13 protein-coding genes are annotated in these 15,775 nt (G+C 44.3%); 2 read left to right on the forward strand and 11 right to left on the reverse strand.

What is annotated here, in order from left to right; genetic code table 11:
* Window positions 1–8: 8 nt before the first annotated feature.
* The 10 genes from QL919_RS01845 to QL919_RS01890 form a co-directional block, all read right to left on the reverse strand.
* Window positions 9–803 carry a cell division protein FtsQ/DivIB gene (locus tag QL919_RS01845; protein WP_290187885.1) on the reverse strand — a complete coding sequence of 265 codons (795 nt, stop codon included), beginning with the start codon at window positions 801–803 and terminating at the stop codon, window positions 9–11.
* A gap of 548 nt (window positions 804–1,351) precedes the next feature.
* Window positions 1,352–2,320 (reverse strand): D-alanine--D-alanine ligase, encoded by a 969-nt coding sequence (locus QL919_RS01850; RefSeq protein WP_290187976.1) that lies wholly within the window; start codon window positions 2,318–2,320, stop codon window positions 1,352–1,354.
* Between the two features lie 171 nt (window positions 2,321–2,491).
* Entirely contained in the window at window positions 2,492–3,928 is a 1,437-nt protein-coding gene (gene murC, locus QL919_RS01855; protein ID WP_290187886.1) for a UDP-N-acetylmuramate--L-alanine ligase, read from the reverse strand.
* Between the two features lie 99 nt (window positions 3,929–4,027).
* Window positions 4,028–5,113 (reverse strand): undecaprenyldiphospho-muramoylpentapeptide beta-N-acetylglucosaminyltransferase, encoded by a 1,086-nt coding sequence (murG, locus tag QL919_RS01860; RefSeq protein ID WP_290187887.1) that lies wholly within the window; start codon window positions 5,111–5,113, stop codon window positions 4,028–4,030.
* Window positions 5,114–5,333: 220 nt separating this feature from the next.
* Window positions 5,334–5,777 carry a DUF2147 domain-containing protein gene (locus QL919_RS01865; RefSeq protein ID WP_290187888.1) on the reverse strand — a complete coding sequence of 148 codons (444 nt, stop codon included), beginning with the start codon at window positions 5,775–5,777 and terminating at the stop codon, window positions 5,334–5,336.
* A 179-nt stretch (window positions 5,778–5,956) separates the two neighbouring features.
* Entirely contained in the window at window positions 5,957–6,928 is a 972-nt protein-coding gene (gene gshB, locus QL919_RS01870; protein ID WP_290187889.1) for a glutathione synthase, read from the reverse strand.
* A 126-nt stretch (window positions 6,929–7,054) separates the two neighbouring features.
* The gene (gene pyrE, locus QL919_RS01875; protein WP_290187977.1) at window positions 7,055–7,783 is read right to left on the reverse strand and encodes an orotate phosphoribosyltransferase; all 729 of its coding nucleotides are present in this window, start codon (window positions 7,781–7,783) and stop codon (window positions 7,055–7,057) included.
* 76 nt (window positions 7,784–7,859) lie between these two features.
* Complete coding sequence (locus QL919_RS01880; protein ID WP_290187890.1) at window positions 7,860–8,915, reverse strand: hypothetical protein; 1,056 nt, start codon at window positions 8,913–8,915, stop codon at window positions 7,860–7,862.
* Between the two features lie 57 nt (window positions 8,916–8,972).
* Window positions 8,973–9,812: an SDR family oxidoreductase gene (locus QL919_RS01885; protein WP_290187891.1), complete on the reverse strand. Its 840-nt coding sequence runs from the start codon at window positions 9,810–9,812 to the stop codon at window positions 8,973–8,975.
* Between the two features lie 9 nt (window positions 9,813–9,821).
* On the reverse strand, window positions 9,822–11,975 hold the full coding sequence (locus QL919_RS01890) for a DUF4105 domain-containing protein (protein WP_290187892.1): 2,154 nt from the start codon (window positions 11,973–11,975) through the stop codon (window positions 9,822–9,824).
* 222 nt (window positions 11,976–12,197) lie between these two features.
* Between QL919_RS01890 and ampD the strand changes: the two genes are divergently transcribed.
* Window positions 12,198–12,797 carry a 1,6-anhydro-N-acetylmuramyl-L-alanine amidase AmpD gene (gene ampD / locus QL919_RS01895; RefSeq protein ID WP_290187893.1) on the forward strand — a complete coding sequence of 200 codons (600 nt, stop codon included), beginning with the start codon at window positions 12,198–12,200 and terminating at the stop codon, window positions 12,795–12,797.
* A 175-nt stretch (window positions 12,798–12,972) separates the two neighbouring features.
* On the forward strand, window positions 12,973–14,523 hold the full coding sequence (gene murJ / locus QL919_RS01900) for a murein biosynthesis integral membrane protein MurJ (RefSeq protein ID WP_290187894.1): 1,551 nt from the start codon (window positions 12,973–12,975) through the stop codon (window positions 14,521–14,523).
* Between the two features lie 99 nt (window positions 14,524–14,622).
* Here the strand turns inward: murJ and tnpB are convergent, their stop codons facing one another.
* On the reverse strand, window positions 14,623–15,771 hold the full coding sequence (tnpB, locus tag QL919_RS01905) for an IS200/IS605 family element RNA-guided endonuclease TnpB (RefSeq protein ID WP_290187895.1): 1,149 nt from the start codon (window positions 15,769–15,771) through the stop codon (window positions 14,623–14,625).
* Window positions 15,772–15,775: the final 4 nt, after the last annotated feature.

The following is a 15,775-nucleotide window of genomic DNA, read 5'->3' on the forward strand; positions in this document are numbered from 1 at the left end:
GCTTACAACTATTTTAACTCTTCAGCTTGTGAGTGCGCCATATTCCAAGAGATGGTAAAACCATTTTTATAACGCAAGTCCACAGACTGTATTTCATCTCGTCGATTACTTAATTGATTACCAAGCAACTGACTTAGGTTAAGCAGTTTTTGTGCCGTATTCTCGTTATCGACAATGACACGCAGCCCATTGTCGAAACGAATCAACCATGTCATTCTGGGTGACAAAATAATATCCTCAACTTGTATACCGAGTGGCGCATACCAATCATTGACTTGCTGCATCTGCTGCATGATGACAGGCGCTTGAGCTATCTCACCTTGCAATGTCGCAAAGTGCGCTTGCGTCAAGTCTCTACTATCAGCAGGGACAAAAACAGCTCCCTTTGCATCAACCAAACGCTCTGTGCCAAAGTTGGCCACTGCCTGTTTAGGCAGTGCAGTCACTACAATACCACGTTGCCAATCACGAGAGACGCTCACTTGGTCAACCCAAGCTAGCCCAGTCGTTATGTCTCGCAACGCTTGCAAGTCAGAGGTAAAAAAGCTACTTACCTTTTGCTGATTCATGATTTGTTGCAGTGCGCGATATTGAGTAACTGTCAAACCTTGATTGCTAACATGAATAGCCGCTGGCGGTGCATCTCGTAGCGCTTTGCCACCCATTATCAATATAAGCACAAGCAAGCCTAACACCAATACCATAAAAAAATACTTGACTGAAGTTGGTACTTGGAAATTAGATTTTGGGCGACCGGTTTTATCACTCATCAAGTCAGTTACCTCGTTGACAGTTTGAGCCATAATAACCTGTGTCCCTATATTTGCTAAAAGCTATTGACGTGAAGCCGATAGTGCCTATTGTTAGAAATAAACCTGCTTATTTTTGTAAGAGCCTGCTAAACAGATATGTTATCAAAATCTATGCTGAAAACGAGCGTTATAACATTGTATCTCCATCTAAAACGTAACATTTTTCTCATTTTATGAATAACTTATAACATATACTCATAAAACAACATAAATATCACTAAAATGGTTCAATAATTACAATATTAACGCATTTCGCGGTCAAACAATAGCCTAACCCTAGGTCGTGACAACGAATTTACACAAGTTTACATGACGCTATGGTATAGCAGGTCTAGTGACACATTTACCCATACTCATAACTGATCATATTCCAATAATTATGACTTTCTATCGTTATAGCTTGTGGAAAGTAACTGGACATTTATCTGAAAAACTTAGTAGCCAAAAAGTTGGATTATTTCAATAAATGCCTTTTTTACAACCAAGTTTCTTGATAAATCCGTTATCTAACTGTCTTTGAGCAACTAAAATCTTTTACACTATAACGTCTGTGCCAAGATATGCCAGCATAAGCGCTCAAAATCCATACCTCTTGCTTTAGCTGCCATAGGCACTAAACTATGACTGGTCATACCTGGTACCGTATTGATTTCAAGTAACCAAAAGTTGCCCGCCTCATCCTGCATGGCATCGATACGTCCCCACCCTTTTGCATCAACGGCACGGAACGCGGCAAGGCTCAGCTCTTGTAAATGCTTTTCATCGGCATCGCTCAGACCACAAGGGATATAGTAGCTAGTATCATTACGATTATACTTGGCTTCAAAATCATAAAAGTTGGTAATATCAGCAGGTTCAAGGCGAATGACCGGGTAAGCTTCGTCATCAATAATGACAATCGTAAATTCACGACCGGTAATCCAACGCTCAGCCATCACTACATCACCGCACTGTACCGCCGTTGCATAGGCAGCAGGCAACTCGTCCAAGTTATTAACCTTTGTCATGCCAATACTTGAACCTTCATGCACGGGCTTAATAATCAGCGGCAGTCCTAGCATATTGACTACTTGCTGCCAGTCAGTATCAGCCGTTAGTAACGAGAATGGCGCGGTCGATAATCCACAACCTTGCCACAATTGCTTAGTACGAACTTTATCCATGCCCAACGCTGACGCTAAAATCCCCGAACCTGTCTGCGGAATATCAAACCACTGCAACACACCTTGTAGTAAGCCATCTTCCCCGCCGCGACCATGCAACACGTTAAACACCCGGTCATAATCACGGAGCTCAGTAATGTCTTGGTGCTTAGGATCAAAATGAGTCGCATCAACGCCTTGGTTTTGTAGCGCTTGCAAGACTGCTGCGCCACTATCTAATGACACGCTGCGCTCATTGCTACTGCCACCGTAGACGACCGCTACTTTACCAAACTCACTCGCATTTCTAACTTTGCTCGTCGCAACTTCTAGTGGTGAATCTATGCTTGATTGATTATTTTCCATATCTTTTTTCTCTGCTTTTGCAGCTGCTGCTAAGGCTGTCTCTGGATTGATAATGGTAGTGTTATCCTCAGTGGCACCAGTGCTGTTATTAAGGCTGTTTGCATTGCCTTGATTATTAAGGTTTTGATTGTCATTGGTCATGAGGATGGTTCCTAATATTCTTTTGGCTTATTAGATATAAAGATTGTTTGCGGCCAAGTCGATGGCTATTTGCCCCACATTACCAGCACCTTGAGTGATAAGCATGTCATTCGCTTTTAGCAAACGCTGCATGACTGGTGCTAGATTATCCTTGTCAATAATCGTTGGCTCAACCTCACCACGCAAACGAATACTGCGCGCTAATGACTTCGTGTCTGCCCCTATGATTAAAGCTTCACCTGCTGGATAAACCTCTAATAATAACAGCTCATCCACGCTTGAGAGTACTTCGACAAAATCATCATAGCAGTCACGCGTACGGCTATAACGATGCGGCTGAAACAGCATCACGAGTCGACGATCAGGGAAACTTTGACGCGCGGCCTTAATAGTCGCATCAACTTCTTTTGGATGATGACCATAATCATCAATCAACAGGACATTACCATCATCAATATTCACAGATGCATGCTGCTCAAAGCGGCGACCGACCCCTTCAAATTTTTGCAGTGCTCGCTTAATCGCTTCATCATCGACGCCTTCATCGGTCGCCATAGTGATAGCAGCAAGGGCATTGTAGACATTATGAGTACCAGGAATATTCAATGTCAAACGAAGTGGCTCACGGTCACGGCGCAGTACGGTAAAGTGAGTTTTGGTACCCTCTGTCACTAAGTCAACTGCCTGTACATCGTTGAAAGGCTCCAGACCAAAAGTCAGTACGGGACGGCCAATGTCATCAATCATCGCATATAGTTCAGGGTCGTCACCACACACCACAGCCAAGCCATAAAAAGGCATGTTTTGTAAAAACTGAATGTAAGCCGCTTTTAATTTATCAAAGCTGTTTTCATAGGTTTCCATATGGTCTTGGTCGATATTGGTGACAATCGCTGCCATCGGGTGCAATGATAAGAACGACGCATCCGACTCATCCGCTTCAGCAACCAAATAACGACTACTACCAAGCGCGGCATTTTTTCCAGACGCGTTGAGCTTACCGCCGATGACGTAGGTAGGATCGAGTTGCCCTTCTGCCATCATAGTAGTCAGCAAACTGGTCGTTGTAGTCTTGCCATGCGCGCCAGCAACCGCAATTCCATGACGGTAGCGCATTAGCTCGCCAAGCATATCAGCGCGGCGTACCACTGGCAGACGCGCCTCTAACGCAGCTTTTACTTCAGGGTTGCTACGATCAATCGCTGATGATACAACGATGACATCCGCATTGGCGATATTTTTAGAATCATGACCAATTGATATATTAATCCCAATCTGCTCTAGACGTCGAGTAACCACGCTATCAGCGATATCAGAGCCACTGACTTGATAGCCTTGATTATTCATAACTTCAGCGATACCGCACATCCCTGAACCGCCAATACCAATAAAATGCAAGTGCTGGATGCGGCGCATTTCTGGTATCTCAATCAAACGCTTAGGTAGAGCTTTCGCAGAGGTAGACATAAGGAGTTCTCTTTATTAAAGGCTAATAAAATATGATGAAACAAAATAAGGGAATATAAAAATAGTCAGTCGTAAAATTGCTGATTGCAATGGGAGAGGCTATAACGTCTGCCAAATAATATCAGCAACCTGTTTAGTCGCGCTACGATTGGCAAGGGCATGGCCTTTTTTTGCCATTTCTAGGCAAGCGCGGCGATCAAGCACTGCAAGCTCATCACGCAAGCGCTGCGCTGTTAGCTCAGACTGTGGCAGTAGAATTGCGGCATCGTGTGACGTTAAGGTGCGAGCATTAGCAGTCTGATGGTCATCAACCGCATGCGGTAGCGGTACAAAAATCGCGGCGATACCGACATTTTGAATTTCAGTAACTGTCAACGCGCCAGCTCGGCAAACGATGATATCTGCCCAGTTGTAAGCTGCAGCCATATCATCAATAAAAGGCTGTACAGTAAACTGATGGTTGTTTAGATTTTGCTCGCTATAAGCCGCTTGCGTGGCTGCTTCATTGTTGCGTCCACACTGGTGTAGGACTTCAAATGGTTGATCTAGTAATGCTAACGCTTTTGGTACTGTATCATTTAATACCTGAGCGCCAAGTGAACCGCCGACTACCAACAGTTTAAGCGGTGAACTGTCATTTACATCGTAGCGTACCGTTGGCTCTGCAACACCAGTGATGGCATTACGCACAGGATTGCCCACTGTCTCAAGCTTGGCACCTTGCTGACTATTAGCAAAGGTATTCTCAAACGCCTGTAACGTTTTGGTCGATAGCTTGGATAAGTAGCGGTTACTCATGCCAGCGATGGCATTTTGCTCATGGATAATCAACGGCGTATTAGTCATACGCGCAGCGATACCGCCAGGTGCACTCACATAACCGCCGAATCCAACGACCACATCAATCTGATTACTGCGAATCACTTTTACGGCTGCCATCGTCGCAGCTAGCAGAGTCATTGGTAACTTTAATAGTCGACCAACACCTTTGCCACGAAGCCCTTGCATATTAATAGCATGAAAAAGATAACCTGTCGGCTCAACCAAACCATTTTCCATGCCATTTGGCGTACCTAGCCAGTGAATAATAGCACCGCGTTGCGTCAATTCCTCAGCAACTGCCAGCGCTGGAAAAACATGCCCGCCGGTACCAGCTGCCATCATCAATATATGCGGTGCTTTCATGAACGCCTGCCTATCTTTACTTTATTAATATGAAGGGTTTACCATCTTGTCGCCTTGCCACTCTCAAGACATAATCACTCTATAAAATCTCGCATAGTATAGAGTAAATCTCTGTCCGATATATAGCACTTTATGCAACGTAAATAACAAAAACCCAAGCCATGAATAATCATGGCTTGGTAGCATAACTGGCTAATAGATAATGACAGAACAACAAGGCTTAACGGCGCTTTAAAATACGAGTTTTACCCAGTAACGAGATACCTTTATAGCCACGAAGTTTCAGCGTATCACCTGTCAGCTCGGCTTTTCCAGAAAACGTTCTGCCTGTTTCTGGCTCGATACCTGAACCATTGATATATTTATTGGCATCCTTAGAGTCTGATTCCAGATCCCAAAGTACAGTGGCACCAATAAAAGGCTTATTCTTAAATTTGCCTTTACACTCACCACAGACTTTTTGACCTTTGGCACGTGGATCTAATATCTCAACGATCTTTGCCGAAAGCTTACCGTTACTCTCAGAGAACCTTAATACCGCATCGGGCTGTCCATTATCATTGTAGGTCGTCCATTTGGTGTTGTTCAGCTGATCCGCTGCACTGGCGTTAAAGCCAAATACTAAGCCGACAGTGAGTATGAGTGATTTTGCCAATGCGTTCATATAACTTCCTTGTATTATGAGTGGCTTGAATGGTGCTTATCTTTATTGATATTTTCTAATATCGACAAGCTACCAATAACGGTTAACGTACGCAAACCTAGCTTAGAATAACTACTTTTATGTACTTGTGCTGCTAACTTCACTATTCATCACGCTTTTATTACCGGCTCAATTTTCTATTAAATAGCCAGCTTTTTTTCTATCGCTATCATAAAGTCTGTCGCAATATCCGTACCACATTGGTCATCAATCTCGCGTACACAAGTTGGACTGGTGACGTTAATCTCGGTAATACGGCCACCGATTAGATCTAAACCAACGAACATAAGGCCTTTTTCTTTGACAATTGGGGCAACCACTTCTGCCACTTGGCGTTCAATATCGGTAAGCGGCATGGCCACTCCGCTACCACCTGCAGCTAGATTACCACGGGTCTCACCCTTGACTGGAATACGTGCCAAGCTGTAATCGACTACTACCCCATCGACGATTAACACGCGCTTGTCACCCTCTTTAATCTCTGGTAAATAACGCTGTGCCATAATTGGCAAGGTCTCAAGCTCAGTTAATATTTCCAGCGTCACCCCTATGTTTGGGCTATCAGCAGTCAGACGAAAAATACCAGTACCGCCCATGCCGTCTAATGGCTTGACGATGACATCTTGTTGCTCAGCGATAAATTTGCGAATATGCGCTTGTTTGCTAGTCACAATCGTTGGACTCATATAATCGCTAAACCAGGTCGCAAATAATTTCTCATTACAGTCGCGAATTGCTTGTGGGTCATTCACTACTAGCACGCCTGCCGCTTTGGCATAATCAAGCATGTAGGTTGCATAAACAAAGCGCATGTCAAACGGAGGATCTTTACGCATCAAAATCACGTTATAGTCGCTGACTGGACCTGTCGACTTATCACCTAACGTATAGAAATTTTCAGGGTCACGCTTTACCGTTACTGGCTGCGTATCGACCATCAACTGCCCACGATCCAACCAAAGATCATGAATCTGACAATAACCAAGCGTGTGACCACGATCTTGAGCTGCCCACATCATTGCTAAAGTGGTGTCTTTTTTATAGTTAACCTGCTCAATAGGATCCATGATGACGAGTATTTTTAAAGATTTTTTTTGATTTTCTTGGCTCATGATAAGGCTCACTTACGTTATATTATGAATAGGCAGTTATAGGAAATTACAGGCACTTATTTACAGGCACTTATTTACAAACATATGAAAGCTAGCAAAGTTCTAACAATAAACTTTTACGGCAAACTATACGCCGTACTGCTCACGGTAATGCTGCATTTTTGCAAGTTGGGTCGCGTCTTTATGTTGGCCGTTTTTTGCACCATGGTCGTCTGCCAAATAACTGATTAAATCGTCAATATCGACGAGTGCACGCACCGGTACTTTTAGCGTCGCTGCGAGCTCTTGAATAGCAGAATGATCGCTTTGTCCTTTTTCTTTGCGATCAAGAGCGACAATAATACCCGCCACACTTGCGCCCGCTTGCTCTAATATTTCCACCACTTCGCGCATCGCAGTGCCAGCAGTAATCACGTCGTCAAGTACCCAGACAGCTTTGCCACTGACATCAGCACCCACTAAGTTACCACCTTCACCATGAGTTTTGGCTTCTTTACGGTTATAACCCCATTTCGCATTGATGCCATGATGTAGCCATAACGCTTGGGCGGTTGCCGCTACAAATGGAATACCTTTATAAGCCGCACCAAAAATGACCAGCTCTTGCTGCTCTGCACCGTTATTGCTAGCTGCCATCTGTTCGGCCATTTTCTCAGCCAAAGCATCTGCATAACCGCGCGCTAGTAACGATAACATCTCACCTGTCGCTAGCAAGCCTGCATTAAAAAAATACGGACTGATACGACCAGACTTAAGCACAAACTCACCAAACTTTAAAACCTGATTGTCTAAAGCCAATTGAATAAATCGATGCGATGAGAAAGAAACGTTTTGGGCAGGTTGAGCATTAGTCATTGAGGCATTGAGCATTATGGCATTCCTATCAGCAAAATAAAGGGCAAAAAATTTGCATTATTGTACGCATTATTGATCAGCTTGACCAACCATTGATGTCGTAATCCTGCATATTGGGATAACGAGTCAACAGGCCACTACGCGATGAGAGATTAAAATAGCATTGACCATCATGGCTCACTTGTATGTCCCAGCCTAAATGATAAGCCGCAACTATGATATGCCCTGCAAATAGCCGAATCTGACGATACTGATAACGCTGTGCTGGCTCAAGATCAATCTGGCTGAGCAAATAGCTACGGACATGCTGACAGATTTGTGCCGCGCTATAGCTATGATTGATAGTTTTACGCGTACTACATTGCTTTAAAGCATGGACAGCGACACTACAAGCCATAATATCTGTCGCCAAACTGCCCTCGCCTGTCTCAAACTGCTGCGGCTGTAAAACCACTTGCCAGTCATCAGCATAAAGACTGTTGAGTAACTCATCAGGATTATAACGTTTGGTCAACGCACGTAACGAGGCAGAAGACGCTTTAGTATTATCTTTATTAAAATCGTTATTAGAGCCACTATGATTGTTATTAGAACCACCATCATTTTTATCGATTTTGACCGGACTATCAGCAAGCGCAAAACCATAACGATTCAGTTTTGGATGAGCGCGAATCGCCTGCTGAATATCCGACATATCTAATAGGGTCATGTCGCTTAGCGGCGATAATAATGGCTGTTCGCTATGATTTTGATAAAAATTATCAGGAAATTCGACAAGCTTTGCCGCATTTAATAATGACAAATGCTCAGCCAATGCCTCTGACGCAACCAACTCCCATTTCGACAAACTGTCCTCATTAGGCTGATAAAACCGCGCAGAATTCCCATAGAGCCGTCGCAATTGACCATTTAGGCGTCGAGCAGGCTCTGGGATATCACTTAAAGGCCGTGCAGGATCAAGTGGCGATTGGCTCGGATCAAAGTTTGGGTGCACGATTGCAGGCTGCTGTGAATCAGCTAGCAGAGACGATTGCTCAGCCTTTTTTTGCACATGGTTTTCTGCCAGCTTATCGCCTTCTGCTGCCAGATTAGCATGAGACAAACGGTCATCAGAAGTAGAAGGCTGGGTCATGAAATCTCCATAAACTATAAAACATAAAATCAATTCTAATTAAATCAAACTGTCATCTTACTCTTGATAACTCAAAATATCACGATAACCTGCTTGCCAATCAGGATAATTGAGCCAAGCTAACGGAATGTTGCTATGTAAGCGTTTCCCGGTAACCGCTGTTTTTTTATCATCAATAGCAGGAGGCGTCTCTCCTATCTGCTCACTTAGCCAAACGCCTAGCTCAAAAGTCGTGACCGGCGCATAGTCAGTGGCGATATAAAGGGGCTTTGGCGCCCCTGTAGTCAGTACATTGGCGATAATATTGACCAAATCACGATCCATAATACGATTACTCCAGTGCGCTGCTGCCACTGGCTCTTTTTGTGGCTCACGGGCTTTACGTAGGCGCATGAGACGCTCGCGTCCGTAAATTCCGCTCGGACGAATGATAATGGCTCTATTACCAAAACCTTGTTGCAACGCTTGTTCTGCTTGCAATATCACTTTGGAAGCTTCACGCTCAGGCGTAACAGGCGCAGTATTTTCATCAATCCATTCGCCACTATCCTGCCCATAAACACCCGTTGAGGAAATAAAAACCACGCGCACAAGGCTGGTTAGCTTATCCGCAAACTCTGCTAAGTGTTGATTAATCGCCAAGTAACTGTCGTGATAGCCGCTGGTCGAATACTCATCAGGAGTGACGATAATTGCAATATGAGTAAAGTCTTGCAGCTGCTCAGCGGTAAGTGTCAACGCATCAGCTTGCATAAACTTTGCATTACTATTCAAATCATAATGTTCGCGTTTACTACGGGCAAGACCTGTGACCGATAAACCGTCCTCAGCAAGTTTATTGGTGACTGGCAGACCAATATCACCTTGTCCGATAATCAGTAAATTTTGCGTACTCATTTTATATCCTTAAAAATAGCGTCTATATGACAATTGCACATCGTCATTGGCATCGACGCGATCTTGCCAATCGTAGTTGGCATTGATGCGTAGTGCTTGTTTTTTATCGATATCGTATTGCAGACCTAAGCTTGAAATCGGCTGCCAGTAATGACCGCGAACGTTAGAGTCATCACTGCTGCCATGATACCAATATGGCAATTGCAATTCAGCCTGCGCGCGTAACTGATTGTTAATCTGATAACGACAGCCAGCATTCACGCCTGCGCCTACGCGAAAACCTTTATTAATCCCGCGTCCCGCTTGCCCCTTCCCTGATAACAAGGCGTAGCATAGCTGTGGCGGCATCTCACCAGTACCAGCACTAGGTGTACCGAACGCCCATGACCAGCCAGTTTCATAGCCAACGCTCCCAACTAAATGATCCCGACCCTCTGCTTGCGAGCCATCATTCACGCGCGTCGCTTCAACACTTGCGCCCCAAGTCTTGCCTTGCTTGGCAGTATTGACCGGATTAAAAGAGCGTCCGCGCAGCACAGTGAAGTTTTCTAACACCACGCTGTCAGGTTCATTGTCCTTACTGCTATCAGTATCATAAAAGCGCAGCGTAGTGGCGAGCGCTTCTAAATTAAAGAACTGTGAAAATCCTGACGCCCGATCAAGGGTGTCATGAAAGCCTAGACGTAATCCAACATCGACATAGCTGTTGTCACCGCGCTGACCAATACCAATTTGAGCCACTTGCAAAGGATGCCTATCGATAGGGTTATTATCCGAGGCGACAATACCGTGATCTATAATCGTTTTTGGGTCAGCATCAGATATACTTGATGCCAAATTGTGCTCTGCTGATTTAATATCACGAGCGTCATCTTTAGACAATTTCTGATAACCAAGCGCCGCTGCTGCCTTAGCTTTATTCAGCTCGGCTTGACGTACGGTACTGTCAGATGGCGTGGAACGAGCATCTGCTAATATACCTTCGTTATTTAGCAGTTGAATCACATCAGAGGGAATGACGACATAGGGCAATTGACTGAGCAAATCCTGCTCAGGGCGCACGACATCAATCAACCGTAAAATCTCAGAAGCACAGTTGTCTGTGGTGAAATAATAAGGAATATCTAAATCCTTGGTTTCCCATACATGCAATATAATCTGCTGTACTTCTGCGGGTGTTAAACCCAACTGATACGTCCAAGCGTCGCGCTCATCGTCTTTGAGGTACTTGGCCAGCTTTTCTGGATAAGGATCAATTTCAATCCTATTATCATAGCCGCCACTGGTAGCCTTGACAGCATAAACGGCAAAAGCATCGTCAGGATTACCATCGACGGTATCATTGAGCGCGTAAGCATGATGAATTTGGCTAGGATCTGCCGCGCTTGCTGGCGAGTCAATACGCAGCAAGGTATGAGCAAAAGCGGAGATAGGATTGTCCAAATACTCCTCAGCAAACATAATCGACAGCTGCTTGGGGTTCAGCATGGCCATCCACTCTTTAAACTCAGGGCAGTCAGCTTGCAAGCTCGAACTATCAATGCCCAAAGTCTCAGTAAGCCAATGCGTGCGTGCTGGAAAACGACAAATGGCTGAGTTTGAGTTATTGGTAGACTGTGTGGTTTGAGAGGCTGCAATTTGATTGGCAAATGCCACGAGCATTGCATCAAGCTCAGCACTGGCATCCTGTTGACCATTCGCACTGAGAAAAAACTCTGGACTATCGATTAAGCTTTTAGGCGCACCTTTATCAAAGAGCGACTTTTTATCATCTAAAAAATATAATAACCGTCGCCAAGTTGTATGTTCGGCTAGGTTGTCTGACTGTACTTGCTTGCGCCACTTGGCTAGTAATTGTTCGGCCTCTAGTAAATTAGCTTGGTTGTTTTGTACATCTTGGATATTCTGTTTGCTTTTCACATTTCTATCTGACGTGTTCTGCACAACGGTCTTGGCAGTCGATTTTGTCGTGGCAGTTTGCGGTGAAAGAGCTAGTTCGCCTGTCGTCATTAGTGATGCTGGTGTTGGCAGAAAAGCCTGCGCATTTGCAGAGAGTAGTAGCCCAGCAATAACAAGTGGCAAACGTGCTCGATGACTGCAAGCTCGCAGGCTAATTGCGCTTAAGGTACAATCTACAGATATAGAAGACGGCTTTATAAACATGAGGTAAAATCTCGCACGTTATTATTGATACGCTGGTAGCGCTGCTAAGGTCTAATCAACAAGTTCTGCTAGGCTGTTGACTTAAATATCTCAAAAGTTATCTTGGAACTAAATTATTTGGTTCTTAAGCATATAAGTTATGTTTGTTATTATTTTACGAAAACTTATTAGATACATGCTTTAGCTGCATACTTGTTAATACCATTATATAAAGAGAACATTATGCTCAGTTCAGCTACCCCATCGTCAATGACTATCAAAGATGGCCTATTATCCAACGCAACATGGCTTGCATCACCGAATTATAATAAACGACCTGACAATACGACTATTGATACTATCGTCATTCATAATATTAGCCTACCACCCAATGAGTTTGGCGCCTGTGGCACTGACGGCGTACATTATGTAAAAGCGCTATTTACCAATCAATTAGACTGGGATGCCCATCCTTATTTTCAAACCATTAAAGGCGCAGAAGTATCAGCGCACCTATTTATCGAACGTGATGGCACTATTACTCAATTTGTAAACTTCAATGAACGCGCGTGGCATGCGGGCAGGTCAAGCTACCTTGGCCGACCTGAATGTAACGATTATAGCATTGGCATCGAGCTTGAAGGGTCAGATTTTGTGTCCTTCACCACCGCTCAATACGACACGCTTGCAGCAGTAGTCGCCGCTATATACGCCGCCTATCCAAAAACCCGCCGACACCTAACCGGACACAGTGATATCGCGCCGGGACGTAAGACAGATCCCGGTGATTATTTTGAATGGGCAAAGTTGCGCGGGCTGGTAGCGCGAAAGCTGAACGACTAACTTATGACAATTAGCAAGATAGCGATTACTCATAATAACAGCAGCATCCAATTCCACATCCAATTCATTTATCTATGCTATAGATATGCCATGAAAATGCTATAATCCGTCAGTTTTTTGACAACAGTAAATAAGCAAACAACCATCCCTAAACAAATTAGCAGAATAGGTTCTCATGGCAAAAAGTCGGTTATTTCGTTCAACCATGGTGGTCAGTAGCATGACCATGCTGTCGCGTATTTTGGGTTTGGTACGCGATATTGTATTATTAGGTGTCTTCGGCGCAGGTGGCCTGATGGATGCCTTTTTGGTCGCCTTTAAGATACCAAACTTTTTGCGGCGTTTATTTGCAGAAGGCGCGTTTAGCCAAGCTTTCGTTCCTGTACTGTCCGAATATAAAGAAAAATACAGCCTGCAACAGGTACAGATTTTGGTCAGTCGTACCTCAGGGGCGTTGTTGCTAGTTTTATCCATGCTGACAGTGGTTGTTATTTTGATCGCGCCTTGGGTGGTGACATTATTTGCGCCTGGCTTTGCCGATCAGCCCGATAAATTTGCAATTACTGCTGAGCTGCTCCGTCTGACCTTCCCCTACTTGCTCTTCATTTCTATGACCGCTTTTGCCAGCGGTATTCTGCAAAGTTATGGTCGTTTTGCTGCGCCAGCCTTTGCACCAGTATTATTAAACTTGTGTATGATTGGCGGTGCGCTGATTTTCGCCCCAATGTTTGATACGCCGATTATGGCGCTCGGTTATGCGGTTGCTATCGCTGGTTTGTTACAGTTTCTGATACAGCTGCCGCAGTTATGGCAACAAAAACTGCTTGTCGCACCCAAAGTTGATTTCAAGCACGAAGGCGTTAGACGTATCCTAAAACTCATGCTGCCGGCTATCTTTGGCGTCTCTGTCACTCAAATTAACCTGCTACTAAATACTATCTTTGCCTCTCTCATGATAGGCGGTTCAGTCTCTTGGTTATATGCTGCCGAACGTATGAGCGAGCTACCACTAGGACTAATCGGTGTGGCTATTGGTACGGTTATTCTGCCAAGCTTGTCAAAAAGTGAAGCGCAAAAAGATGATGTTAGCTTTAAAAAGACCATTGATTGGGCAGCGCGGCTAATCATTTTGGTTGGTGTTCCAGCATCAGCAGCTCTGTTTATACTGGCAGATACGTTGATGCAGGCGCTGTTCTTACGTGGTGAATTCACCTTACGTGATGCGCAGATGAGTGCGCTAGCGTTACGCAGTATGGCAGGTGGTATTTTAGGCTTTATGCTGATTAAAATCTTTGCACCAGCATTTTTTGCCCGCCAAGATACCAGAACACCGGTAAAAATCGGTATCGTTTCCGTTTTTGCCAATATGATATTTAGTGTCATATTTATCGGCATATTTTACTTCTTTGACATGCCGTTGCATGGCGGCTTAGCATTAGCAACGACGGGAGCAGCCTTTGTAAACGCAGGCTTGTTGTATTATTTCTTACATAAGCGTGAGATATTCCGTTTTGGCAGTCACTGGAAAAAACTGTTTGCTCAATTTGTGATTTCTACAAGCGCTATGGTTGCCGTGCTTTATGTCATGCTGCCCTACTTCCCAACTGATGATGCTCAATGGCGACGTATAGCAGCTTTGCTCATTATGTGTGCGGTTGGTGCGGTAGTTTATGGCGTGGTGTTGTTAGCAACAGGCTTCCGTCCTCGTCAGCTAAAACATGGTTAAAACTAAGTGATGAACTACCGACCACCTAAAGAGGTGGCGGTTTCTTAGGTAATACCCATACTTGATACGATGTTTTGTATCAGCGGTTAGGCAAATGGACTAAGCTAACCCCGTCGCACCGACGGTTTTGAGTGTTGCCAACTTCAATCCTTCGTTTAGGATATTGATACTGGCATTTATGTCTCTATCGTTGGATTGCAAGCAGCTGGGGCAATTCCATGATCTCACCTGTAATGGTAGCTCAGCCTTAGTGAGTAAGTGACCACAGCCTGAGCAGGTCTTAGACGATGGATACCATCGGTCTATTTTGACAAGCGTTTTGCCGTACCATTCAGCCTTGTAGTTCAGCATGGTGGTGAAGGTTGACCATGAGCTATCTGATATGGCTTTAGATAACTTTCTATTCTTAACCATGCCTTTGATGTTTAAGTCCTCAATGGCAATCACATCGTGGTTTTTGATGAGAGTGAATGAGAGTTTGTGTAGAAAGTCTTTTCGGCAATTCGTGATACGCTCGTAGACTTTGGCGACTTTGATTTTTTGCTTTTGGTAGTTGCGGCTGTCAGACAGCTTGCGTTGATTCGCTTTGGCCACTGCTCTACGCTTGGCCAGTATTTTCTGTTCACGTGCAAGCTTATCTTGTAGCCTCGATAGAAACTTAGGATTGGCAACTTTTGTACCGTCCGATAGGGCGATAAAGTCTGTCAGTCCTAAATCAATGCCGATGTTAGAGTGGGTTTTTAGCAACGGCTCTACGATAGTTTCAACCAATAGGCTGACGTAGTATTTGCCTGATGTGGTCTTGGATACTGTCGCTGACTTGATTAAGCCACTTACCTTACTTGGGAACTTAGCGGGGATATGACCAATTTTAGGCAGTTTAACGGTATTGTTTGTGACCGCTACTGTGCCCTTTTGGTTATTGGTGGTGTAGCTGTCACGATGGCCTTTTTTCTTGAACTTAGGGAAGCCTGAGCCTTTGAAGAATTTACTATAAGCGGCTCTTAGGTTTTGCTGGACGTTAGCCAGTGCTAAGCTATCGACGTCTTTGAGCCATTCAAATTCTTTTTTATAGTGAGCAGGGGTGTTTTTAAGCTCGGTCTTATGCTCGTTGTAATGATCAATCTTGTCACTAAGCATCCTATTCCAGATAAAGCGTGTACAGCCGAATGATTTGGCAAAGAATATTTGCTGACCCTCATTAGGGTATAATCTTACTTTATAGGCTTTTAGGATTTGTTTTGGCATGAAG

Origin of the sequence: Psychrobacter sp. APC 3426 (assembly GCF_030408035.1) — a bacterium.
In the GTDB taxonomy this organism is placed as follows: Bacteria; Pseudomonadota; Gammaproteobacteria; order Pseudomonadales; family Moraxellaceae; genus Psychrobacter.